Raw genomic sequence first — 23,395 nt, 5'->3', positions numbered from 1 at the left:
CATCACGTATTGGTGAGCAGAACAGCCTCCATATCATTGATATACTCCCTTAAATGATGGGCAATATCACGATTGATCTCACCATCTTCATATAAGGTTTGAATTTCATTTCGAATTGTCTGTACAGCTTGGAAGTTAAGCTCTTTTTTCTTCCGGTCAAATGAACGGTCTTTTTGCTGGAAGAAGCTTGGTCCGTGTTCACAGCGGTAAATCACTTGGTTGTAAAAACCAATGACTTGGTGGCACGTTTGCTGGTTTTCATCTGTCATATGATGTTTGATCGAATTTACTGCAGCTTCAGCGGTTTTCTTACGGATTTGTTTGTACGATTCCTCGTTTTCTAAAATGCCGCTTGAAATGTGCTGATTCGGCCGCCATAATTGCAGCCATTGAAGCAAGCGCAGAAACTTCACTTTTGAAAAACGAATTTTGAAAGAGTTTGAGTACAGCATTTCCAGCTCATGGAATCTCTCTTGCAGCTCATAGGCTTCTTCCTTGTCAATTTTCTCTTCATCAATTAATTGTTGAAGTTTCATCTGTTCTGCTTTGATACCGTGCAGTCTGATTTTTCGCTCTTGTCTTCTCATCCCGAATTGGTATGGTTCACGCTGAATATTTCTTAGCTTCATTCGGAAATCATTGATGAGTGCAAGGGATACTTCCCTGTTGTCCTCATTCATACCTTCTTTTAACGTTTTAATGGCACTTCTCAGCAGCTTCCGTTTCGCATGCTGAATCTTAGTATCCAAGTCCACGTCGATTTGCTTGTCTTTTTTCTCAGATAAAAGAGGCAGTAACACACTGGCTAAAATGAGTGTACATAAGATGACGCCTGCTGCGAGGAAAATAATCAAGTGCCGCTCAGGAAATGGTGATCCATCCGCAAGCGTAAATGGAATGGAGAAGGCACCGGCCAATGTCACAGCCCCGCGGACACCAGAGAATGTCATGAGCATCGAAGCCCGCAGCTTCGGTTTTTTCACATTCTGTTTTTTCGTTACACTCCAGTTACCTGCCCAGAACAGCCATACCCATAAAAATCTCAGTACCATGAGACATAGCGTAATGATTAAGATGTAGCCAATCACCTGCATGTTGTTAAAGGCTTCATCCTGGAAAATGACTGTAGAAACATCCGGAATCTGTAATCCAAGTAAGACGAAAACGAGTCCGTTTAAAATAAATAAAATAATATTCCATGTGTTTGATGAAGCAATTTGCAGTTTGGCTAAATTTGCTTCCATTCGATCTTGCTCAATGGCATGTGTGACACCACCTGCAACAACGGCTAAAATGCCGGATACACCGATTTCTTCCGCTGCTAAATAAATCACAAATGGTGTAAGGATTTGCAGGATAATGTGCATCGTGACATCGTCCATTCCTAAACGACGGAGGAAATAGCGAAAACGAATGATAAAAAAGGATAGAATAAATCCAGTCAATAAACCACCTGCGGCAATCAGCACAAAGCTAAAGGATGCCTGAGCAATTGAAAAGGCTCCCGTCACCGTTGCGGCAATGGCAAATTTAAAGGCGACAAGTCCTGACGCATCGTTCATCAGCCCTTCGCCCTCCAGCAATCTCATGATGCCCTTTGGCATATTCACACGGCTGGATAAAGCACTTACTGCCACCACATCTGTCGGTGATAAAATCGCTGCAAGTGCAAATGCGGCTGGAAGCGGTATGCTTGGAATCATCCAATGAATGGTATATCCCGCTACAATCACGGTAGCAAACACTAAACCAAGCGCTAAAAGAAGAATCGGTGCTCTTAATTTCCATAGCTCGTCCCTTGGGGTACGCTTCCCGTCATTAAATAACAGCGGCGCAATAAATAGAACGAAGAAGAGTTCAGGATTTAAAGAAATATGTAAACCTGAAGGAAAAGCTGCCACCAATATTCCTAAGCCCACTTGAATTAACGGAACGGGAATAAAGGGGACAAAACGATTGATAATATTAGATGCTGCAATAAGTGCCAGTAGTACGAGCACTGCCAAAAAAATCTCCACTAGTACATGTCCCTCCTATGTATATTTTTCGTCAAGTTTTGCTTACATGCAAAGATGTGTTCATTTCATCCATCCGTCCGATCAGAAGTGCTTCTTTAGTATTCCGCAAAATGTGAAACCAACACATAACAATCCATCTAGGCAAAAAAAGGCTGAATCCAGATATTCAGCCAGCTGACAAAATTTTCATCATATGTATTGTTCAAATGATGAACAAAAGACCCTGCTTTTATTTTACACGAAAACTCCATCATCTGCTGATATTCAGCTCTTATTAAACACAAAAAAAAGAGCGGAATCGCCCTTTTTTCGTTTTACCCTTTATTTAAAAAATAAGACCTGGCGGGAAGACGCCATTTGAATAAGTAGGAACAAACCCTGCATCCGACGAGGATGACAAACAGCAGATATAAAGCAAGCTCTCCTTGCGCTAAGCCGAGTCCGACGAATAAGCCGCCAAGGGCTGCCCATACGGCGTAAATCTCTGCTTTTAGCACAAGCGGCTTTCGCCCTGCTAATAAATCACGCACAATACCGCCGCCGCTTCCAGTCAAAATGGCTGCCACAATGACCGCACTGAGCGGGAGTTCTCTTTGCACAGCAAATAATGCGCCTTGAATCGCAAACGCTGCTAAACCGATCGCATCCGAGAAATTTCCCCATGTGCTCCAGTGCTTGAGCAAAAGCTTTGGAAAAAGAAACACAATCGTAATGGATACAAGGGCAATGGTAAACATTTTGCCCTGTGACCATAAAGCAGACACCGGAAGACCAATTAATAGATTCCGAATCGCTCCACCGCCAAATGCTGTCACAATCCCTAAAATGTACACACCAAGAATATCGTACTCTTCCTCCATTGCCACAATCGCACCACTAATGGCGAATGCGACAATGCCAATGATACTTAAGACTTCCCATGCCATTTTCCGCTTATCTCCTTACCATTATCTGATCATCTAACACTACTCCCTTAATGTATATCTGACACAGGCGAAAAGCAATACAAATTTTCTTTAAATTTTATCTTTTTGCAAAAATAAAAAATAGCCCGCTTATGAGCAGGCTATCTCTTTCAATCTTCTTTTGCATTTAACAGCAGCATACTAATGATGATGAGAATAAATGCAATAAGGGCTAGTAGTGGAATGGTGATAAAACCAAACCAGTTTAAATAATCAACGGAACAAGGAATACCGCTCAGGCAAGGGCGAATCGATGCAAAGCCTGGTATCTTTTGTTCCATATAATGATAGATAGAAAAACAAGCGCCAATCACAGCCAAAGGCAGAACGTAATATTTCACTTTCACATCGCCTCTGAATGTCGCAATTCCAAGTAAAAGCACGAGCGGGTACATGAAAATGCGCTGAAACCAGCACATATCGCATGGGATAAACTTCTTTACTTCACTTAAATACAAGCTGCTCATCGTCGCAACGATAGAGACGATCCAAGCACTGTATAAGTAAACAAGCTTATTCCTCATGATTTTTTCCCTTTGAGCTCTTGATCAATTAATTCTTTGATTTCATCATAGTCATAAAAGTTTTGGACTTGTTTGTTGTTAATGAAAAGTGTTGGTGTTGCATTCACTTTATATTGGTTCACAAGCTGATCGTCTGTGTTCAGCTGCGGCTGATATGTTTTCTTTGATAGGTTATCTTTTAGCTTGTCCGTATCTATTTTTGTTGTCTTTTTCGCTAGTTCCGTCAGCTTAGCAGGCGTGACCCATTCGGCTTCACTATCTGGCTGTGCCTGATAGACAGCTTCATGAAATGCCCAAAAGTTTTTCGGATCTTCTTTCCACACTTCTTCAGAAGCTAGTGCTGCCAGCACTGCGCCATCTCCATGAACAGGAAGTGGCAAGTTAATAAACGAAAATGATACATCGCCTTTATCTATGTAGTCCGCTTTCAGTTTTGGGAAAATGTCTGTTTCAAATGATTTACATGACGGACATTTATAATCCCCAAACTCGACGATTTGCACCGCTGCGTTTTTATCCCCCATAACAGGCTGTCCTTTAATAGAAGGCTTACTGTCTACTGTTTGCGCTTCTTTGCTGTTGTTATTTCCAATGACGACGAATAGTCCGATGAGAAGAGCTGCAATAATAGTTAAAATGACAGCAAATTTAATGGATGAAGATTGATTATTTTTTTTACTCACATAAGCACCTACCTTATCTTTTTCATTCCTTCAAAAAGAAAAAGGATAACAGCTTAGAAAAATGCCATTATCCAACTTCTTCTATTTTAACAAGAGGGGGGTCATTATGAAAGATGGTATTCATGAATTTTTCCTTACAATTTTATTTCATCACCCTCATGGCATTTAAAACAGCGAGTACGGTCACACCGACATCCGAGAAGACGGCTTCCCACATAGTCGCAATACCAAATGCACCGAGTAATAGGAAAACACCTTTAACCCCAAGCGCAAATGCAATATTCTGCCATACAATTCTTCTTGTTCGTTTAGCGACAGCGATGGCTTCTGCAACTTTTGACGGCTGGTCTGTCATAATGACGATATCAGCCGCTTCTACCGCTGCATCTGAACCAAGTCCACCCATTGCAATTCCTATGTCTGCTCTTGCTAATACCGGTGTATCATTGATCCCGTCCCCAACAAATAATAATTTTTCTTGAGGCGCTTTTTTCTGATCAATTTCTTCTAATTTCGTTACCTTATCCTGCGGCAATAATTCTGCATGTACTTCATCAATGCCAATTTGCTGTGCGACCGCTGTTCCGACTTGCTTGGCATCTCCCGTCAGCATGACTGTTTGAATGCCAGATGCTTTTAGAGCAGAGACAGCTTCAATTGCATCATCCTTCAATTCATCTGCAATCAAGATTGATCCGGCAAACTCACCGTTAATGGCCATGTACACAACTGTTCCGCTTCGTTTTTCTTTTTCATACGAAATGCCTTCTCGTTCCATCAGGCGATGATTTCCTGCCAAGACTTGGGAACCACTGATGGTCGCTTTAATTCCATGTCCCGCAATATCCTCATAGGCTTCGATCTGGCTTTCATCAAGCGGTGAACCATATGCCGCTTTAATTGATTCAGCAATCGGATGTGAGGAATGGGCTTCTGCTAAAGCTGCAAAAGAAAGCAGCTCTTCTTCTGACCACTTGCCGCTCGTTGTCACGATATTTGTCACCGTAAAGTTTCCTTTTGTGAGTGTGCCCGTCTTATCAAATACAGCATAGCTCACAGAGTTTAGTGCTTCTAGATAGTTACTGCCTTTTACAAGGATGCCTCGTTTAGATGCTGCCCCAATTCCCCCAAAGAATCCTAATGGGATGGACACGACAAGCGCACAAGGACAAGAAATAACAAGGAAAACGAGTGCCCGGTAAACCCAGTCAGACAATTGAGCTGATGGAATGAGAAGCGGCGGCACAAAGGCAAGCAGCAATGCTAATACAACGACAGCTGGTGTGTAGTATTTTGCAAACTTTGTGATAAAGTTTTCTGTCTGTGCTTTTCGGCTGCTCGCATTTTCAACCAAATCTAAAATTTTCGTCACTGCCGATTCGCTTAGCCCTTTTTGCACTTCAATTTCAAGAATACCGTTTTGATTCACAAATCCTGCAAGAACTTCTTTTCCTGCTTCTACATCCCGCGGCACAGACTCACCTGTTAATGCAGAGGTATCCACGAGTGAAAAGCCTTCAATGACAAGACCATCGAGGGGAATTTTTTCGCCCGGTTTCACGACGATACGATCGCCTACTTTTACTTCTTCCGGCTTCACTTTTTTCGTTTCATTTCCTACTTTGAGATTCGCATATTCAGGACGAATATTCATTAATTCACTAATGGATCGTCTTGAACGGTTCACTGCTGCCCCTTGGAACAGCTCTCCAATTTGGTAAAACAGCATCACTGCCAGTGCCTCTGGATATTGCTGAATCACAAAAGCGCCAGCTGTTGCAATGGTCATTAAGAAGTTCTCATCAAATACTTGGCCGCGCACGATATTTTTCAGCGCTTTAAAAACCACATCACCGCCGACTAGTAAATAAGCTGCGAAAAACGTGATAAATTTCAGTAAGCCATCTTCTGGTATAAAATAAGCTGCTGTTCCAATGATTGCACCGCCAATTAATTTCAGCACAATCGCCTTTAAATTTTTTGTCCCATGATCATGATCGTGGTGATGTCCTTCTTCTTTTGGTGATACACTCACATGAGGTTCGATGGACTGAACCGTTTTTTCAATACGTTTTGACATCGTTTCTTGCTTATCTGCATGTGTGACAGTCAATGTCCCTGTCGCAAAATTAACGGAACAAGCTTCAACGCCATCCATTTTGCTGACACCTGTTTCAATTTTACGTGCACAGTTTCCACAATCAAGACCGCTTAATACGTATTCATCCTTCATTTTTTTCATGTTCTCACCTTTTTTCTATATGATAAGTAACGTTCCCTGGATCGATTAAACCTATTAAAAAACAAAAACTTTATATATGAGCATATATTCATATATTGGATTACCTTTATTATATGAGGAGTTCTTGTCTTCTGTCAATCATTTCTGAAGAAATAATTGGTTTTTTGTGTCCAATCCTGTCACCCGGATTTTCAATAAACCAAGCTCATGTCCCCCGCTCCCCGCATAACATAAAAACGATCATTTGCAGTTTTTCTCTTTACAAAAGAAGGACAGACGCTTAGAATAAAATAAAAGTTTCCCTAAGGAAACAAATTAGCGTTAGAGAATCATTTCATCCTTTAGTCAAAATTATTTAATTTATGCATATATCTTTAGGAAGTGCAATGATGATCGAAAGGGGCCGCAAGAGATGTCAAATGCTTTAACAATCGACCGTCTTCATGTCTCATATCACGGACAGGATGCATTAGAGAACGTCTCTCTTTCCATACAGGAAGGGACAATGACAGGAATCATCGGTCCAAATGGTGCTGGTAAATCGACGTTACTCAAGGCATGTTTGGATTTAATTGAAAAAGACCAAGGGGATATTCGTTTTTTTGAACAGCCCTTTAAACAAGTCAGAAAACAGATCGCCTATGTACCGCAGAGAAATGATTTAGATTGGACGTTTCCTATTCATGTGCTGGATACCGTACTACTTGGAACATATCCGAAGCTTGGACTCATAAAACGTCCCAAAAAAGAAGACCGGGCATATGCGTACCACTGTTTAGAAAAAGTCGGGATGCAGGACTTTGCCAAAAGACAAATCGGTGAGTTATCCGGAGGTCAGCAGCAGCGTGTCTTCCTTGCAAGGGCACTTGCGCAAAACGCACAGCTCTTCTGTTTGGATGAACCGTTTGTCGGGATTGATATGGCAAGTGAAGAAACGATGGTTCGCATTTTGAAGGAATTAAGAGATGAAGGGAAAACCATTTTGGTTGTCCATCATGATTTGAGTAAAGCAGATGATTATTTCAGCCATCTTGTTCTGTTAAATAAAAAACTCATCAAAGCAGGGCCTGTACACGACATCCTTCGCCCAGAGATCATGCTGGAAGCATATGAAACACAGCTGCCATTCTTAAAATCAGCAGGAGGAGACGTGTAATGGAATTTTTAACCGGGCTCTTTGAATATGCTTTTTTACAAAAAGCGCTATTTACATCTGTCATGGTAGGCATCATTTGCGGCGTTATTGGCTGCTTTATCATTTTACGCGGCATGGCCCTGATGGGAGACGCCATTTCACACGCCGTACTGCCAGGTGTCGCCATCTCTTATATGCTGGGAATTAATTTTTTCTTCGGGGCCGTTTTAACTGGGGTGTTAACAGCGATTGGAATCGGTTACGTGAGTCAAAACAGCCGAATAAAAAATGATTCTGCCATCGGCATTGTCTTCACTGCCTTTTTCTCAATCGGGATTATTTTGATTACATTTTTAAAAAGTTCAAGTGATCTATATCATATTCTATTTGGAAACGTTCTAGCGGTTCGGTCATCTGATATGTGGATTACACTTGGTATCGGCATTTTTATTTTGCTAGCCGTCATCGTTTTCTACAAGGAACTGCTCGTTAGTTCATTTGATCCGGTGATTTCTTCGGTTTACGGTTTGCCGAATCGAATGATTCATTATTTTCTTATGACCTTATTGACCCTTGTGACCGTTGCATCACTGCAAACCGTTGGGATTATTCTTGTCGTTGCCATGCTGATCACGCCGGCAGCCACCGCTTATCTCTTAACGGACCGGCTATGGATCATGATTTATTTATCAGCTTTTTTCGGTGCTGTTTCTGCCGTCGTAGGTCTAGGGCTTAGTTTTACGTATAACTTGTCATCTGGTGCTTCCATCGTGCTGGTCGCGACCATTTTATTCGGCAGTGCCTTTATCTTTTCACCAAAGCAAGGCATTCTATGGAGATCATTAAAATCTAAACGAAAACGAACGCACTTAAAAAAGGAAGCGTCTATGTAAAAGGAGGACATATATGAAGAAGGTATTTGCAATCCGTTTGACCGCAGTATTCATTACCCTTATGGTCATCGCAGGCTGTTCTACCCAGCAAAGTAATTCCGGTAAAGATGACGGCACATTAAAAGTTGTCACGACCTACTCCATTCTTTATGACATTGTGAAGGAAGTAGGCGGGCAGCATGTCTCTATTCACAGCATTGTTCCTATTGGTACAGATCCACACGAATTTGACCCACTGCCAAAGGATGTTCAGTATACGACGGATGCAGACCTTGTTCTATATAATGGCTTGAACCTTGAAACAGGAAACGGCTGGTTTCAAAAGCTGCTTGAATCGAGCGGCAAGGACGGGGATGATGCACCTGTAGCCGAGCTGAGTAAAGGCGTCAAAGTGAAGCATTTGTCTTCAAAAGGCCTTGAAAGCCAGCAGGACCCGCACGCATGGCTGAATGTCGAGAACGGGGTCCTTTATGCCCAAAATGCCCGAGATGCGCTCATTCAAGCAGACCCTGAGCATAAAGAGGATTACGAAAAAAATGCAGAAGCCTATATCAAAAAGCTTCAAGCTCTTCACGATGAAGCAAAAGACAAATTTGATCAGCTGCCAAAAGACAAAAAGCTCCTTGTCACAAGTGAAGGAGCATTCAAGTATTTTGCAGAGGCGTATGGACTGAAAGCCGGCTACATTTGGGAGATCAACACAGAAAGTGAAGGAACACCTGGACAAATGAAGCGCATCATTCATTTTGTTAAAGATCATCAAGTTCCTGCCCTCTTTCTTGAAACAAGTGTTGATAAACGCAGCCTTGAAAGCCTCTCTGAGGAAACCGGGGTTCCGATCAAAGGAAAAGTCTTCACTGACTCTATTGGAAAAGAAGGGGATGATGGAGACAGCTACTATAAGATGATGAAATGGAATATCGACACCATTTACAAAGGGCTGTCATCATAAGAAAAGACAGGTGGAGTGAATCCACCTGTCTTTTTTGTCAGCCTGTTATATTTTCTGGATGTTTTTTCGGCCAAATGACGTAGCTGATGCTAATGATGAAATCAATAGTTAAGATCATCCCCCATGTATTGACAAGCTGCATCAGCGCTTCCGTCCGCTCTGGTGCTTGGATGAGATAGGTCAATCCATATAACAGCCCCGCTCCAATAACATAAGAAATGAAATGCCGCGCCCAGCCGACCATTTCATACACAGACCGCTCTTTCCCGTACTTTGGTTTTCCCTTTGGCTTAGGGCCTCCTGCAAATCGATAAGCAAACCGGGCATCTGCCCATTTCACCATTTGATGGCCAAAGGCCAGACTCACACCAATATAAACAGCCGCAAGCCCGTGGATGACACTCGCCACAGCCCCTTGCCTTAAATCTATATAAGTTGCAGCAAGAAGGATTAAATCCAAAATCGGCGTACAGACAAGAAAGAAAGCACCCAACTTTTTCTGTTTAAACACATAACGCAGCGTTAAGCCCATTAGAATAAACAGCCAAAAACCAATTTCACATGCCACAATCAATAACCCGACCAATTTTTCCACATCCTTTTTTAATACGATTGTATTAAATAAAAAATAACACAGATGTGTTAAAAAAACAACAGCTATGCTAAAATCAATGTATGCCAAAAATCGTCGATCACCATAAACAAAAACAAAAGGTCGCTCAAGCTGCAATGAGAGTGATTAAACAAGAGGGATTGGAAAGCGCTTCTGTACGAAAAATAGCAGTAGAAGCTGGAATTTCAGCCGGCTCTATGCGTCATTATTTTTCCACACAGCAAGAGTTATTTCTATTCTCTATGCATTTAATTCAGGAAAGAGTCAAGGAGCGGATTACAAGGCTTGCATTAAACGGTTCAACGGAGGAAAATGTCCTCACTTTATTGGAGCAGCTTCTTCCACTTGATGAAGAAAGAAAATTTGAAATGGAGGTGTGGCAGGCTTTTACAGTCAAGGCGCTGACTGAACCAGATCTACAGCCGCTCAATGCAAAGATGTATGACGAGCTTTTCCAAACGGTTCAATATTGTTTAATGAAATTGAAAGAGGATGGGCTGCTGCTAGATGATATCGATCTTTTATTAGAAACTGAGCGGCTTTATACGGTCATCAATGGGCTTGCATTGAATGGAATTGTACAGCCCGAACGATTACCGCCTGAGCTCATACGCTCCATACTGCAGATGCACCTGCAATCCATCACAAAAAAAGACATGTCTCCCTAATTGGAGAGCATGTCTTTTTTTAATCTTCCATAAAAATACGTTTTGCTTCGTAGTAAAGCACCTGCACAAATTTCTTCACATTGATGCGGGTGTGTTCTTCTCTTCCGCTCGTCTCTTTGGTCAATTCACTCATTTTCTTTCGAACGATGGTGAAATCGAAAAATTTAGATGCGTAATTTTCAAACGTTGGATGCGAAAAATCGGTTAGCCCAAGTGATGCGATGTGTTTTAATGATTGGTTGATCGCGCGCCTTACCCGCTGTTCAGCTGCCTTTGCTTCTCTTGCGATGTCTGCCGATGTGTAGGGATCACTTAATTTATCCTCCGTAATCCCAGTGAAAATGATCTTTAAAGAAGGAAAGGAATCATGATGATCAGCATGCAGCGCTAAATACTGGTCTGTAAACAGAATCATATCTAATAAATCTTTAGACCCCTTCTCACCAACAATACCAAGCTCCGCCAGCAAAAACTGACCTGCCTCTGCAAGACTTTTCCCCCGCTGCTTCGTTTTCGTCTGACCGCGCTGCTGAAATTGCATGACCGATTTGAGTGAGTGCTGAATATTTTCAATTGAATGCTCCAAATGAAGACGTTCAATCATGAGATGGAGGACACTTAAGACCTCTACACGATTGATCGGCTTTGTCACATAATACTCGACGCCAAGCGTATACGCCTGTCCGATTAATTCCTTTGTTTCAACCTGTGACAGCATTAAGTATTTCCCATGAAACTCATCCTTGATCGCTCGAATCGTTTCAAGCCCGTCCCTTTCCGGCATCAATAGATCAATACATAAGATATCAATGTGCAAATCATTTAAGTAGCTGGCTGTTAACTCTGCGCCATCCTCTGCTTCCCCGGCGACAAAGCCAAGCTCTTCATCTTCAATGAGCTGAGCCAGTGAAGAGCGAACGGCTTCATCATCATCAACAATAAAAAATCTCATCTCCCAATCCCCTCTTTTCTACTGACTTGATCTACTGGTATCGTTAATGTGAAAATCGTTTGTTTATTTGGGATACTCTTCATCTCAACACTTCCGCCAAGCTTCTCCGCAGTATCTTTTACATAGGCAAGCCCGATACCGCTCGATGGATTCCCAGCCTGGTCGTATTTCAAAGTGAAGCCTGGTTTAAAAATAACATGATGATTACGTTCTTTAATGCCAGGTCCGTTGTCGCTGATTTGAAAAATCACGTGGTTCTCTCTCTGAGAAATAGAAAGTGACACCTCACCCTCTACAGGAATGGCCTCAACAGCGTTGGATACGATGTTATTTAACAAAGATAAAATGGTATACACGTGATAGGCGGGGTGCTGCCCATCTTCATCATAATGAAAGACAATGTTTTTTTTAAGAGATTCTGTGTAATTTTCATGAATACGTATCACAAGATCAGCGATATGAGAAGGACTCTCATAAGCCTGGAAATTTTCCTCATGAATCAGCTTTGATAAGGCAGAAAAAATCCGCTGGTTATCCTTTTTGATTTCATGCACCTCTCCTGCAATTTGCAAGGCTGTTTTACCGAGCTTTTTCAAATCCAATGATTCCACATCCTTTGCGTGGTGAAGGGATTGATACAATTGATAGGATGTGGCCGTAATATGCTCAGCATGTGCGAGTGTTTTATGAAAATATGTAGATTCCGTGTAAAGGTTGGAAAGGAGCATCAGCAGATGTTCCCTTTCCTTTTTCATCTGACGCTCTCTCGCCTGCTCTTCATATAATCGAATCATTGTATAACAAGCCAACACGAAAAAGCTTCTGAAAATCGCCAAAACAAATAATTGAAACAGCGTCCGCACTGTTAAAATTTCATCCATGGTGCCTCGAAGTGCGATGATCTCAACAACGCTCGCGCACAGCTCCATGATGATGCCTGTCGCTCCAATCAGCCAAGGCTGATCGCGGAAACGTCTCACCTTCAATAAATAAAAGAGTGTGCCATAGACGACATAATAAAGCAGAGAAGGAAATCTTAATGAAACCGCCTCTTCCAGCGGAAGATGCCCTGTCACGGCTGTATCAAGCAGCACGCGAAACGCAAAAACAGATATCCCAGCAATGATCCCGCTTGCCCATGCCGGGAATCTTTTCATTTGAAGCAGGATAAAGAAAAAGACAACGGTTCCAAAGCTGACCCGAAAGCTGTCCTCAAATGGATAAAATTTAAACTCTCCGCCAATCGGCGTTAGCACAATGAGCAGCAATATTAAATAAGGCTCTGTATTCAGCCATTTTTTCAGTAGATTCAAACGCAGTCACATCCCTAATAATTGACGATAGTATACTATGTGAGCTAAAGAAAAACAAACCTCCATGAAAAAGCGCACACCGGGATTTTGCCGGTGTGCGCTTCTCATAATGCCGCTTAATCTTCTAAACGATCCTTTTCTAAAAGTGATGCGCCAGCAATACCTGGTTTTGTCATTTCAAAAGGATTTAAGATGACATCAAGCTCTTCCTCTGTTAACACATCATTTTGCAGACAAAGCTCACGTACAGATGCGCCTGTAAGGATGGCTTCTCTTGCAATTCGTGCAGCCGCTTCATAACCAATATGCGGATTCACCGCCGTCATGACACCGGCACTCTTTTCTACATATTCTTTTAATCTAGATTCATCTGCTTTTAGGTCACGCAAGCAGTTGTCCACGAAGGACTCGAATACATTTTTCATCATGCTGAGAGATTGAAGCAGGTTGAACACTAACACTGGTTCCATGACGTTCAGTTCAAGCTGGCCAGCCTCTGATGCAAGACAGATTGTATGATCGTTCCCAATGACTTGGAATGCCACTTGGTTCATGACCTCAGGCATAACTGGGTTGACTTTTCCTGGCATGATGGATGAACCTGGCTGTCTCGGCGGCAAGTGCAGCTCACCAAAGCCTGCTCTTGGACCTGAAGCCATCAGACGAATATCGTTCGCCATTTTGGACATGTTCATCATACATACTTTAAGCGCTGCCGATACTTCTGTATAAGCATCCGTATTTTGCGTTGCATCGACTAAGTCTTCAGCACCAACTAACGGTAATCCGCTAATGTCAGATAGGTAGCCAACCACTTGGCGAATATATTTAGGATCTGCATTCAATCCAGTTCCGACTGCTGTTGCACCCATGTTGACTTCATATAAATGCTGTCTAGACTGTTTGATACGTTTAATATCACGAGCAAGAACTTTTGCATACGCACTAAACTCTTGTCCAAGTCTGATTGGAACAGCGTCCTGAAGATGCGTACGTCCCATTTTGATGACATGATCGAATTCCTGCGCTTTTTCGGTCATGACTTGATGCATGTTTTCCATCGTATAAAGTAGTTTTTCAATCATATTCAATGTTGAAATATGAATCGCTGTTGGGAAAACGTCGTTTGTTGACTGCGACATGTTCACATGCGTGTTTGGACTTAGCTCAGTATAAGCGCCTTTTTCCTTTCCTAGTAGTTCAAGCGCTCTGTTTGCAATGACTTCATTGGCATTCATATTCATTGAAGTGCCAGCCCCGCCTTGAATTGGATCGACAATAAATTGATTGTTCCATTTTCCTTCGATGACCTCATCTGCGGCTTGAACAATTTTTTCTCCAAGACCAGAATATAGTCGCTGTGTATCCATATTTGCAAGTGCGGCTGCCTTTTTGACAATCCCTAATGCTTTGATGAGTTCCTCATGAATACGGTAGCCTGTAATTGGAAAGTTCTCCACTGCACGTAATGTTTGAATTCCATAATATGCTTGAGTGTCTACTTCCTTTTCACCTAGAAAGTCTCGTTCGATTCGAACTTGCTTGTCCTGTAGCTTCGTCATTTGAAAAGATCTCCTTTTTTACGCTGCTTTTGTTTGTTGTTTTAATTCCTCAATATACTTCTTCGATTTCTCTTGATCAAATACTTTTTCCCACTTAGACATGACAATGGCTGCAAGTGAGTTACCAAATACGTTCACTGTTGTACGAACCATGTCAAGAAGTCGGTCGATTCCAACGATGAAGGCAAGTCCTTCAAGCGGCAGTCCCATAGCACCAAGAGTTGTGATGACAACAACGATCGATGCACCTGGTACACCAGCCATTCCTTTAGATGTCAGCATTAAGATTAATAGTAACGTAATTTGCTCATAGATGGAAAGCGGCATGCCATACATTTGTGCAACAAATATCGCAGCAATGGATTGATAGATGGCACTTCCATCTAAGTTAAAGGTGTAGCCTGTTGGAATAACGAACGACGTGATCGCTTTCGGGCAGCCGAACTTCTCCATTTTGTCCATTAATCTAGGCAGTACAGCTTCTGAACTTGCTGTTGAGAATGCAAGAATGATTTCTTCTTTTAATACTTTAAATAGTGTAAAGACGCTTGTTCCAGCCATTTTCGCAATAATGCCAAGTACAACAATGACGAAGAATGCCATTGTACCGTAAACGACAAGTACCAGTTTACCTAGCGGGAGAAGCGCTCCGACCCCGAATTTGATCACCGTCACACTGATGAGCGCGAATACACCAAATGGTGCAAACTTCATCACTTTATTGGTCACCCAGAACATGGCTTCGAGTATACCCTCAAAGAATCCTAATACTGGTTTTCCTTTGTCTCCTACTGCGGCAATTCCTAATCCGAATAAGACTGTAAAGAAGATGGTTGGTAATAGATCACCTTCTGCAATAGATTGGAAAACGTTTGTTGGTACAAGATGCACCAACGTTTCAGAGAAAGTCGCTTTTTCAGAAGAAGCCTTAGATGTCTCTTCATATTTAGAGATATCGCCTTTCTCCATGTTGCTCATATCAATTCCTGTACCAGGATGGAACAAGTTTGCTGCAAGCAGTCCAACTGCTAATGCAATCGTTGTCACAATCTCAAAGTAAAGAATTGTTTTTCCGCCGAGTCTTCCGATCGTTTTCATATCTCCTACACCTGCAACTGCTACAATCAACGCAGCAATAACAATTGGAAGAACAATCATTTTAATTAAATGGATGAATATATCGCCAATTGGCGTTAACACATTAATAACGGTTTCATTTTGATAAAACAACGCTCCTACGACAACACCCAGAACAAGTGCAATGAGTATTTGAGAAGCTAACCCTAACTTTTTCATACGTGAACCCCCTTTTATTGATAACGCTTTCTTTGTTGCTTAATCGCATCTTAACGACGAACCTACAAAAAACGACAAAAAAGAACAAAAAGAAGTGAATTTTTTATGAAAAATCTTTAAAAAGGTGGGTTTTTCCACAATATTGTTAAAAAAAGACTTCGCTTTTGGCGAAGTCTTAATGATTTTGCATCTGTTCACTTGGTGTATGTTGATTTGGATAAAATTCATCATAAATCGCATATCCAATAAGCACAAGAGCAACATAGAGCAATGCACTAACGGTCCAAACCCATTTGACATTCATTTTCATTCTGCCACTCCCTCTCTGACTGGCTTCAATCGCTGCAATCTGAGCGCATTCAGCACAACGGACACGGAGCTGAAGGCCATTGCCGCTCCTGCAAGCCATGGCGCAAGGAAACCAAATGCAGCGATCGGTATCCCAATACAGTTATAGGCAAGCGCCCAAAATAGATTTTGTTTAATGTTTCTCATCGTTTTTTTACTAAATTCCAGCGCATCTGCAATGGCATGGAGATCTCCTGTCATGAGCGTAATATCTGCCGCCTCCATGGCTACGTCTGTCCCTGTTCCAACCGCCATCCCAATATTTGCTGTTGCCAGGGCTGGGGCATCATTGATACCGTCTCCGACCATGGCGACTTTTTTTCCTTGTTCCTTAAGTGCCGTAATGTGAGCTGCTTTTTCTTCAGGAAGCACTTCAGCAATGACGTGATCAATGCCCGCCTGTTTCGCAATCGCCTCTGCTGTTAGTTTATTATCACCTGTCATCATCACAACGTGAATCCCCTGCTCTTTCAGACGAGCGATGGCTTGTGGAGAGGATGATTTGATTGTATCTGCGACCGCGACAATGCCGGCGACTTCGCCGTCAATCGCAACGAGCATGGCTGTTTTCCCTTGCTCCTCCAGCATTGTGACAGATGCTTCGACTTGATCATATTGGATATGTTGTTTCTGTAATAGCTTCCGTGTACCAATGAAAAGCTTGTGCCCAGCGGCTATTGCTTCAATTCCATGACCAGGATCTGCTTGGAAGGCTTCAACTTCGACCGCTTCAAGATCTTGTTCCTTCATACCGTCTGTGATCGCCCGGGCAAGCGGGTGTTCCGACTGCTGTTCTGCCGATCCTGCTAGCTGCAGCAGCGTATCTTCTGTCCAGTTGGCATATGCCAGTACATCTGTCAGACTAGGCTCTCCTTTTGTCACAGTCCCTGTTTTATCTAACACGACCGTGTCGAGTGATTGAGTCACTTCTAAATGCTCTCCGCCTTTAAACAGAATACCTGATTCAGCCGCACGGCCGCTGCCAGCCATAATAGAGGTTGGTGTCGCAAGGCCGAGCGCACACGGACATGCGATGACAATGACGGCTATAAAGGTTTCAAGTGCTGACGTCACATTTCCTGGATCAACAAAGAAAAACCATATGAGGAATGTGAGCACAGCAATTCCTACAACAATGGGAACAAATATCTCTGATATTTGATCTGCCATTCTTTGAATTGGTGCTTTTGAGCCCTGCGCTTGTTCTACGACTCGGATAATCTGTGAAAGAGCCGTCTCTTTCCCGACTTTCATCGCTTTTATTTTGATAAATCCATTTTTATTCATCGTTGCCCCGATGACCATATCTCCTGCTGTTTTATCAACCGGCAGACTTTCTCCTGTAATCATGGACTCATCTATTGCCGTTGTCCCCTCTATGATCTCTCCATCTACCGGCACTTTTTCCCCCGGTTTGACAAACACAAGATCATTCGCTTTCACGTCAGAAATAGGCACAGTCATCTGTTTGCCATCTCGCTCGATAACCGCTTCTTTCGCCTGTAAGCCCATCAGCTTTTGAATCGCTTCTGATGATCTTCCTTTTGCTCTTGCTTCCATTAATTTTCCGAGCACGATCAACGTAATGAGAACAGCACTTGTTTCATAATAGAGAGCTGCCTCATGTGTGCCTTGAACCGCTGACTGAATGCTTTCATATAAACTATAGAAAAACGCGGCAGATGTCCCAAGAGCGACAAGAACATCCATATTGGCACTTTTATTTCTTAAAGCCTTATACGCCCCTACATAAAAGGGCCATCCGACAATGAACTGCACCGGCGCTGCTAACGCCAGCTGTACCCATGGATTCATGAACGCTTCTGGCAGCCAAATAAAGGATGTGAAAGAAAAATGGCTGACCATTGCCCAAAGAAGCGGCAGTGATAAAATCATCGAGAATAAAAAGCGTGCCGTTTGCTTTTCTATTGCAGCTTGCCGGTGATCTTTTTTTCCTTCCTCCGCTTGATCTGCGGCTGGTTCAATTAAAGAATACCCAATAGACTGCACCGCATCTTTTATGTCATTTGTAGACGTTTGGCCCGGATGATATGTGACCTGAAGTGTCTCAAGCGCAAAATTTACAGACCCGTGATCGACACCGTCCATTCGGTTAATTTTTTTCTCAATTCGGTTTGCACAAGCCGCACACGTCATTCCCTCTATATCAAATTCTGCTTGCTCCATCACCACATCATAGCCAAGAGATTGAACTTTTTGCTTCAAATCATCTGGTGTTAGCTTCTCTGTTTCATAGACAATATGGGAAGTTTCAAGCGCCAAATTCACACTGGCATCCTCCACACCTTCCAGCCTGTTCAATCCCTTTTCGATGCGGCCTGCACAAGCAGCACAGGTCATCCCCGTAATTTGAAAGTCAATTTCTTTTTTCATTGATCTCACCTCTCCACATACTCCATGGGGGTATTATTTTTTGAAAAAAATACGTGCTGTAATGCAGCACGTATACTTATTTATACGACATCATATCCCTGTTCTTCAATCACATCAGAGATACGGTGTAACGTGACTTGATCTGGGTGAAATGAAACCTCGACCTGTCCTTTGTCTAAATGGACTTTCACAGATTCAACACCTGCTAATTCTCCTACATTTCCTTCGACTGCTTTCACGCAATGCCCGCAAGACATGCCCTGCACTTGAAGTGTTGCTTGTTCCACTTCTCATCGCCTCCATCAATCATTTTCTACAATTTACTATACCCTAGTAGGGTATAAATGTAAACATAAATGCTACGATTTTGTCAGTTTCGTAAAGACTGTCATTAACTCTTCAATGGCTTCATCCCCATTACCGCTCTTGATAGCATCTGCAACACAATGATGTGTATGCTTTTCCATCAAATGAAGACTGACTTTTTTCAAAGCCGCATTGACTGCAGAGATTTGATTCACAACATCTATACAGTAACGATCGTTTTCAATCATTTGCTGAATCCCGCGAACTTGTCCTTCCACTCGTTTCAAGCGGTTAATCAATTGATCCTTTTCCTTCTCGGCTCTAGGCGAAGCCATATGTCTTTCTTTATGTTCTGTCATGTAATCACCTTTTTTCCATTATGACTTGTCTTTACCTAAATTAAAGCATATCTCTACCGGAAAAGGCAAAGATATGCTGAGCACCGCATATAAAGCTGTGTTTGTCCTAGTTTGTTAGTTGTTCGATATCCTGCAAAAGATTGACGGACTGCTGAAGCTGTTTCATCAATCCCTGCTGATCCTCCAGTATAGCGGCAACATCAATATCGCCTGCTTTCAATTGCTGTAAATACGCTTGTATCTCCTCTGACAGCACTTTATTTTTTTCAATGATTTGCGCATGCAGGTCTTCTGCCATTTTTGGCGCTGTGACGTCATTAAAATCTTGAATGTCTGCCTTCAATGATTCAAGCTGCTGCGTTAATTCTGCTTTTTTGGCGGCGTTTTGCACAGCTTCTTCAGCGAGTTTTGGAAAGTCCTCTGTAAATTGCTGAATGTCTGTCACATAGTCATTTGCCTCAGTGACATATGTCGTTGTATCGTTGACCTGATCAAGCAAGCCGGAGCATCCGCTTAATACAAGCGTTCCGGAAAATAGGCAAGCCATCACATATTTTTTCAAAATCGATCATCCTTTCATCTGTGGGATTAAAAGCATCATTTGTTCCGCTTCCCTGTCACACAGACGCAAAAAGACCTTAAAAATAGCCAGACCTTTGCCTCATGTGTGATAGGCAAAGGTCTGGCTAACATTGTTCATGCCGGAATGGCCGAGAAACAACGGATGTTTCTGTAGTGACGACCAAACCGTAAAAGCTACTCCCCTTTAGGAAACCGTTCAAATGTTATGTTTATCATATCGAATGTCAGGACAACAGTCAATGCGGAAGATCCTTCTCTTGATACAGCACATGGCCCGTACCAGTTGATGCATAAATCCGGTTACGTCCTTGGCGTTTTGACATATACAAAGCTTGGTCCGCTTCAAAGAGAAGTGTTTCTAATACACAAGGATCATTGGCTGTATGAGCAATGCCAAAGCTCGCTGTCACTCGTACTTTTTCCTCATCATTCTGAAAGAAACTCACTTCAAACGAATGTCTTATTTGTTCCGCGATATGACATGCCTCTTTAAATGAATGGTGCGGCAGACAAAGGGCAAACTCTTCTCCCCCATATCGTCCAAATAAATCGTCCATTTGTAAATGCTCCTGACAAATAGAGACAACATGACGCAGCGCTTCATCCCCAATATGATGCCCATGTGTGTCATTGATTTGTTTAAAGAAATCAATATCAAACAGCATAACAGCCGTATCCTGCGCATCCTCTTCCAAGATCATCTGCGTTCGTTCGATGAAAGAAGAACGATTGAAGATATTCGTCAAACCATCAATATACGCACGACGCTCCAGCTCTTCCTGCAGCAAACGCTGCTCGGTTACATCACTGATCACAATTTGCCTGCCCTCGATCTCTCCTCTTCTATTAAATAGAGACGAAGCAGTCAGATGATAATAATAGGACTGGTCTTTTTCCTTTTTCCACATTAAATCATATTGCGAATGATCCTGCGGAGAGCGCAGCCACTGAATGAACGCTGACTCTTTGATGATTTCTGAGAAAATATCGTCGATTTTATAGCCAATTCCCTTTTTATTCTCAAGTGCCGGAATGATCGATGCAGCAGCGGGGTTATAATCAATGAGTGTCCGATATCGATCTAAAATCAGAACACCTTCAGACATATGCTCAAACACACGCTCCATTGCAATGGGAGAGAGCTTAAAGAGCTGGAACGACATAATTGCCCATAAATAGAGTGCGTTGGTGATAAACATCACCACAGGAACCGGATCAATATGAAGGGGTGTAACGCCTAATAAATAAATAAAAGAAGTCAAAATTGGTAATGACATTCCCACTAACAGTATCAGAATCTGCTTTAAATATTCTTTTTTTGTGACACGTAAAAACCAAAGCAGCATAAAAATAGCAAGCATCGAACAGCCAAACGTATAAACGCCATGAATGATATACCAATAGCCAATCGTAAAATCAGCCAATAAAAACCCATCTACTGGATTCATCGTGATGCTTCGATAAAAGAGTGAATGTAAAGAGTTGGTGAACACCATAATGGTTGTAAGAGTTGGAATCAATAAGATGAGAAGCACGCGGCGCTTTGTGAAATATTGATGGAACCCCGTAAATTGCAGCACAATCAGCAGACTGAGCGGTGCGATAAACGGAAGACCTATGTATTGAAAACAAACCCAGAACATGATTTCTCCAGGGGTACGAGCCAATAACTCAAACGTATGCCCAAAGATATAAATCGCAGTTGCTCCAGACATGAACATAAACAATTGACAGCCAATATACCGATGGCGGTTTGCATGAGCAATGATTGATAATATCACGGACAGAATGCCAGAAACACTCATGATCACAATAAAATGTAAAACAATCGAATCCATGTAAACGCCCCAATTTCAGTTATTTAGAACTAGTCTAATCTTACTATATATGAGGACGTCTCAAATGGGAAGATGTGATTTTGAATTGGTTGGAGGTTTTTTGTAAAATTTCAGGCGTTATCTGTTTGTGATCCCTTATATTTTCACTACTTTTTGCTTCATTTGAGATAGAAGTATGTTGCGCTCGGAGAAATATATGTACAATGTGGAGATCAATGGAGAGGAGACTCGAAAGGAATATGACTTTTTGGGTGATTATGACGGGGCTGTTTATGCTGATTCTTTTAGAAAAACCGTTTGAAAAGAGAAGTTCTGGATTGTTATTTTTGATCAGTTATTTACTGCTGATTGCGGTTTATGTGATTCAGACAACGTTTGTGGAACTTGTGCCGGATGGATTTTTGTTGATGATTGCGGTGGTTGTCGTTTTTCCTTTGTTTGTTCGGTTGGTGCAGTCTTCTTTGAGAAACAGTACATAAGTAAATAATTAAAGAAACTCCAGTTATTCCTTGTAGGAATAACCTAATCAAAAATGTCAATAAATTCAAAAAACATTAAATATCAAAATCAAAACTAACTTAAAAGTTAATATTTATTATTAACTTTCAAGGCTAGTTAACTTAACTTCTTAAATTAGATAAAAAAAGCCCCTTTATAGAAAGGGGCCTTTTTAAATATTTAAAATTATGGAGACGGTGGGAGTCGAACCCACGTCCAGAGACATCGATTACTTAAGCGTCTACGAGCGTAGTCAACATATTTCGTGTTCACTCATCCTCATGCCTGCTGACGGGCGCTTGGAGAGCTAGTCTGATGGATCTCTTCTTACGTCCTCAGACGGAAACGTAAGCGTAGCCTACTTCATTGGGCTCCTCACAGACACATAGGCGATGTCAGGAAGAGCTCGCTGCACTTATTAGGCAGCTAGTGCTAAGTTTTGGTTAAAACTTTTAGTTTTGCCAGTTACATTTAAGTGCGTGTTAACGAGATCGCCTCTCGGCTCGCAGCCTAAGCTCGAACCATCCCTGTCGAATCCGTAACGTCCCCTTGTAAAAGGGATATACGGGATGGAAGTTTAGCTTAACTGCTTCCGTATATAACTATTATAACAATCTCATCGCTCGAAACAACTGGTGGTTTCTGTAAAAACAGCGATGATTGTTTACTGCATAACATATTGTAGCATAATGCTTCCGCCCTCAGCAAGCTATCTGCATCAGGTTAGAATTGCTTTTGACGATCGCGGAAGGCACGTTCGATTTCACGTTTTGCATCTTTTTTCTTCAGATCTTCACGCTTATCGTATTTCTTCTTCCCTTTTCCGATTCCAATCAGTACTTTGGCAAAGCCATTTTTCAAATAGAGTTTCAGAGGCACAAGTGAGTATCCCTCTTCCTTTGTCGCACCAATCAATTTGCTGATTTGCTTGCGATGAAGCAGCAGCTTTCTCGTTCTCAGCGGATCATGGTTATAACGGTTCCCCTGCTCGTATGGGCTCACATGCATGTTGTGAAGAAACACTTCTCCTCGCTCGATTTTGGCAAAGGAATCTTTTAAATTCACTTTTCCAGCACGAATCGATTTGATTTCAGTTCCTTGTAATACAAGGCCGGCTTCGTATGTTTCTTCTATAAAGTAATCATGATTTGCTTTTTTGTTTTGGGAAACAACCTTTCCCTCTCCCTTTGGCATTGGCGTACACCCTCCTTTTGACACAAACACGGTCCAAATCGTACGGATTATTTTATCAAA

Annotated in this window: 22 protein-coding genes and 1 other RNA gene; 5 read left to right on the top strand and 18 right to left on the bottom strand. The window is 42.0% G+C overall.

Annotation, left to right across the window (positions count from 1 at the left end; genetic code table 11):
* Window positions 1-2 precede the first annotated feature (2 nt).
* The 5 genes from NSS92_RS17780 to NSS92_RS17760 form a co-directional block, all read right to left on the bottom strand.
* Window positions 3-2,018: a Na+/H+ antiporter gene (locus NSS92_RS17780; protein ID WP_267586641.1), complete on the bottom strand. Its 2,016-nt coding sequence runs from the start codon at window positions 2,016-2,018 to the stop codon at window positions 3-5.
* Window positions 2,019-2,332: 314 nt separating this feature from the next.
* A complete protein-coding gene (locus tag NSS92_RS17775; RefSeq protein WP_267586642.1) occupies window positions 2,333-2,944 on the bottom strand; it encodes a trimeric intracellular cation channel family protein in 612 nt (203 codons plus the stop codon).
* A 149-nt stretch (window positions 2,945-3,093) separates the two neighbouring features.
* A complete protein-coding gene (locus NSS92_RS17770; RefSeq protein ID WP_041107782.1) occupies window positions 3,094-3,507 on the bottom strand; it encodes a disulfide oxidoreductase in 414 nt (137 codons plus the stop codon).
* The gene (locus NSS92_RS17765) at window positions 3,504-4,190 is read right to left on the bottom strand and encodes a DsbA family protein (RefSeq protein WP_025094107.1); all 687 of its coding nucleotides are present in this window, start codon (window positions 4,188-4,190) and stop codon (window positions 3,504-3,506) included. Before NSS92_RS17765 ends, NSS92_RS17770 begins: the two co-directional genes overlap by 4 nt.
* Window positions 4,191-4,332: 142 nt before the next feature.
* Window positions 4,333-6,432 (bottom strand): heavy metal translocating P-type ATPase, encoded by a 2,100-nt coding sequence (locus tag NSS92_RS17760; protein WP_324290829.1) that lies wholly within the window; start codon window positions 6,430-6,432, stop codon window positions 4,333-4,335.
* A 412-nt stretch (window positions 6,433-6,844) separates the two neighbouring features.
* Between NSS92_RS17760 and NSS92_RS17755 the strand changes: the two genes are divergently transcribed.
* The 3 genes from NSS92_RS17755 to NSS92_RS17745 are packed head-to-tail and all read left to right on the top strand — an operon-like array spanning window position 6,845 to window position 9,412.
* Window positions 6,845-7,588 (top strand): metal ABC transporter ATP-binding protein, encoded by a 744-nt coding sequence (locus NSS92_RS17755; RefSeq protein WP_024423467.1) that lies wholly within the window; start codon window positions 6,845-6,847, stop codon window positions 7,586-7,588.
* The gene (locus NSS92_RS17750) at window positions 7,588-8,460 is read left to right on the top strand and encodes a metal ABC transporter permease (protein WP_267586644.1); all 873 of its coding nucleotides are present in this window, start codon (window positions 7,588-7,590) and stop codon (window positions 8,458-8,460) included. Before NSS92_RS17755 ends, NSS92_RS17750 begins: the two co-directional genes overlap by 1 nt.
* Before the next feature lie 13 nt (window positions 8,461-8,473).
* Complete coding sequence (locus NSS92_RS17745; RefSeq protein ID WP_267586645.1) at window positions 8,474-9,412, top strand: metal ABC transporter substrate-binding protein; 939 nt, start codon at window positions 8,474-8,476, stop codon at window positions 9,410-9,412.
* A gap of 37 nt (window positions 9,413-9,449) precedes the next feature.
* Here the strand turns inward: NSS92_RS17745 and NSS92_RS17740 are convergent, their stop codons facing one another.
* Window positions 9,450-9,998, bottom strand: coding sequence for a hypothetical protein (locus tag NSS92_RS17740; protein WP_034280914.1), 549 nt, complete (start codon window positions 9,996-9,998; stop codon window positions 9,450-9,452).
* An 89-nt stretch (window positions 9,999-10,087) separates the two neighbouring features.
* On the opposite strand from NSS92_RS17740, the gene NSS92_RS17735 reads away from it, so the two are divergent.
* Window positions 10,088-10,693 (top strand): TetR/AcrR family transcriptional regulator, encoded by a 606-nt coding sequence (locus NSS92_RS17735; RefSeq protein WP_340869676.1) that lies wholly within the window; start codon window positions 10,088-10,090, stop codon window positions 10,691-10,693.
* A gap of 19 nt (window positions 10,694-10,712) precedes the next feature.
* On the opposite strand, the gene NSS92_RS17730 is transcribed toward NSS92_RS17735, so the two are convergent.
* From NSS92_RS17730 to NSS92_RS17685, 10 genes are all read right to left on the bottom strand, one after another.
* The gene (locus NSS92_RS17730; protein WP_267586647.1) at window positions 10,713-11,645 is read right to left on the bottom strand and encodes a response regulator; all 933 of its coding nucleotides are present in this window, start codon (window positions 11,643-11,645) and stop codon (window positions 10,713-10,715) included.
* Window positions 11,642-12,958, bottom strand: a complete 1,317-nt coding sequence (locus tag NSS92_RS17725; protein ID WP_340869672.1) for an ATP-binding protein — start codon at window positions 12,956-12,958, stop codon at window positions 11,642-11,644. The genes NSS92_RS17730 and NSS92_RS17725 overlap by 4 nt, the downstream gene beginning before the upstream one ends.
* Window positions 12,959-13,074: 116 nt before the next feature.
* A complete protein-coding gene (aspA, locus tag NSS92_RS17720; RefSeq protein ID WP_024426050.1) occupies window positions 13,075-14,520 on the bottom strand; it encodes an aspartate ammonia-lyase in 1,446 nt (481 codons plus the stop codon).
* Between the two features lie 18 nt (window positions 14,521-14,538).
* Window positions 14,539-15,816: a cation:dicarboxylate symporter family transporter gene (locus NSS92_RS17715; protein ID WP_024426051.1), complete on the bottom strand. Its 1,278-nt coding sequence runs from the start codon at window positions 15,814-15,816 to the stop codon at window positions 14,539-14,541.
* Between the two features lie 175 nt (window positions 15,817-15,991).
* Window positions 15,992-16,126 (bottom strand): hypothetical protein, encoded by a 135-nt coding sequence (locus tag NSS92_RS17710; protein WP_267586649.1) that lies wholly within the window; start codon window positions 16,124-16,126, stop codon window positions 15,992-15,994.
* Entirely contained in the window at window positions 16,123-18,558 is a 2,436-nt protein-coding gene (locus NSS92_RS17705; RefSeq protein WP_340869667.1) for a heavy metal translocating P-type ATPase, read from the bottom strand. Before NSS92_RS17705 ends, NSS92_RS17710 begins: the two co-directional genes overlap by 4 nt.
* Window positions 18,559-18,638: 80 nt before the next feature.
* The gene (copZ, locus tag NSS92_RS17700) at window positions 18,639-18,845 is read right to left on the bottom strand and encodes a copper chaperone CopZ (protein WP_024423475.1); all 207 of its coding nucleotides are present in this window, start codon (window positions 18,843-18,845) and stop codon (window positions 18,639-18,641) included.
* A gap of 72 nt (window positions 18,846-18,917) precedes the next feature.
* Window positions 18,918-19,223 (bottom strand): metal-sensing transcriptional repressor, encoded by a 306-nt coding sequence (locus NSS92_RS17695; protein ID WP_075611915.1) that lies wholly within the window; start codon window positions 19,221-19,223, stop codon window positions 18,918-18,920.
* A 106-nt stretch (window positions 19,224-19,329) separates the two neighbouring features.
* Entirely contained in the window at window positions 19,330-19,785 is a 456-nt protein-coding gene (locus tag NSS92_RS17690; protein WP_267586651.1) for a DUF6376 family protein, read from the bottom strand.
* Between the two features lie 256 nt (window positions 19,786-20,041).
* Entirely contained in the window at window positions 20,042-21,643 is a 1,602-nt protein-coding gene (locus NSS92_RS17685; protein ID WP_340869662.1) for a histidine kinase N-terminal 7TM domain-containing diguanylate cyclase, read from the bottom strand.
* 239 nt (window positions 21,644-21,882) lie between these two features.
* Here NSS92_RS17685 and NSS92_RS17680 point away from each other — a divergent pair, with 239 nt between their 5' ends.
* The gene (locus NSS92_RS17680) at window positions 21,883-22,122 is read left to right on the top strand and encodes a hypothetical protein (protein WP_340869660.1); all 240 of its coding nucleotides are present in this window, start codon (window positions 21,883-21,885) and stop codon (window positions 22,120-22,122) included.
* A 205-nt stretch (window positions 22,123-22,327) separates the two neighbouring features.
* On the opposite strand, the gene ssrA is transcribed toward NSS92_RS17680, so the two are convergent.
* Window positions 22,328-22,690: a transfer-messenger RNA gene (gene ssrA, locus NSS92_RS17675) on the bottom strand.
* Between the two features lie 174 nt (window positions 22,691-22,864).
* Window positions 22,865-23,335: an SsrA-binding protein SmpB gene (gene smpB / locus NSS92_RS17670; RefSeq protein WP_012011279.1), complete on the bottom strand. Its 471-nt coding sequence runs from the start codon at window positions 23,333-23,335 to the stop codon at window positions 22,865-22,867.
* Window positions 23,336-23,395 lie beyond the last annotated feature (60 nt).

Source organism: Bacillus sp. FSL M8-0166 (assembly GCF_038008825.1).
GTDB classification, from domain to species: Bacteria; Bacillota; Bacilli; order Bacillales; family Bacillaceae; genus Bacillus; species Bacillus safensis.
The sequence above is the reverse complement of the archived record's forward strand: the minus strand, read 5'-3'. Positions and strand labels throughout refer to the sequence as shown.

Bases quoted from the DNA above. Each gene is read 5' to 3' on its own strand.
- NSS92_RS17715 (WP_024426051.1), bottom strand. From the start codon at position 15,816: ATGAAAAAGTTAGGGTTAGCTTCTCAAATACTCATTGCACTTGTTCTG.
- NSS92_RS17730 (WP_267586647.1), bottom strand. From the start codon at position 11,645: ATGAGATTTTTTATTGTTGATGATGATGAAGCCGTTCGCTCTTCACTG.
- NSS92_RS17685 (WP_340869662.1), bottom strand. From the start codon at position 21,643: ATGGATTCGATTGTTTTACATTTTATTGTGATCATGAGTGTTTCTGGC.
- NSS92_RS17680 (WP_340869660.1), top strand. From the start codon at position 21,883: ATGACTTTTTGGGTGATTATGACGGGGCTGTTTATGCTGATTCTTTTA.
- NSS92_RS17735 (WP_340869676.1), top strand. From the start codon at position 10,088: ATGCCAAAAATCGTCGATCACCATAAACAAAAACAAAAGGTCGCTCAA.
- aspA (WP_024426050.1), bottom strand. From the start codon at position 14,520: ATGACGAAGCTACAGGACAAGCAAGTTCGAATCGAACGAGACTTTCTA.
- NSS92_RS17760 (WP_324290829.1), bottom strand. From the start codon at position 6,432: ATGAAAAAAATGAAGGATGAATACGTATTAAGCGGTCTTGATTGTGGA.
- NSS92_RS17695 (WP_075611915.1), bottom strand. From the start codon at position 19,223: ATGACAGAACATAAAGAAAGACATATGGCTTCGCCTAGAGCCGAGAAG.
- NSS92_RS17750 (WP_267586644.1), top strand. From the start codon at position 7,588: ATGGAATTTTTAACCGGGCTCTTTGAATATGCTTTTTTACAAAAAGCG.
- NSS92_RS17755 (WP_024423467.1), top strand. From the start codon at position 6,845: ATGTCAAATGCTTTAACAATCGACCGTCTTCATGTCTCATATCACGGA.
- NSS92_RS17710 (WP_267586649.1), bottom strand. From the start codon at position 16,126: ATGAAAATGAATGTCAAATGGGTTTGGACCGTTAGTGCATTGCTCTAT.
- NSS92_RS17775 (WP_267586642.1), bottom strand. From the start codon at position 2,944: ATGGCATGGGAAGTCTTAAGTATCATTGGCATTGTCGCATTCGCCATT.
- NSS92_RS17745 (WP_267586645.1), top strand. From the start codon at position 8,474: ATGAAGAAGGTATTTGCAATCCGTTTGACCGCAGTATTCATTACCCTT.
- NSS92_RS17770 (WP_041107782.1), bottom strand. From the start codon at position 3,507: ATGAGGAATAAGCTTGTTTACTTATACAGTGCTTGGATCGTCTCTATC.
- NSS92_RS17705 (WP_340869667.1), bottom strand. From the start codon at position 18,558: ATGAAAAAAGAAATTGACTTTCAAATTACGGGGATGACCTGTGCTGCT.
- smpB (WP_012011279.1), bottom strand. From the start codon at position 23,335: ATGCCAAAGGGAGAGGGAAAGGTTGTTTCCCAAAACAAAAAAGCAAAT.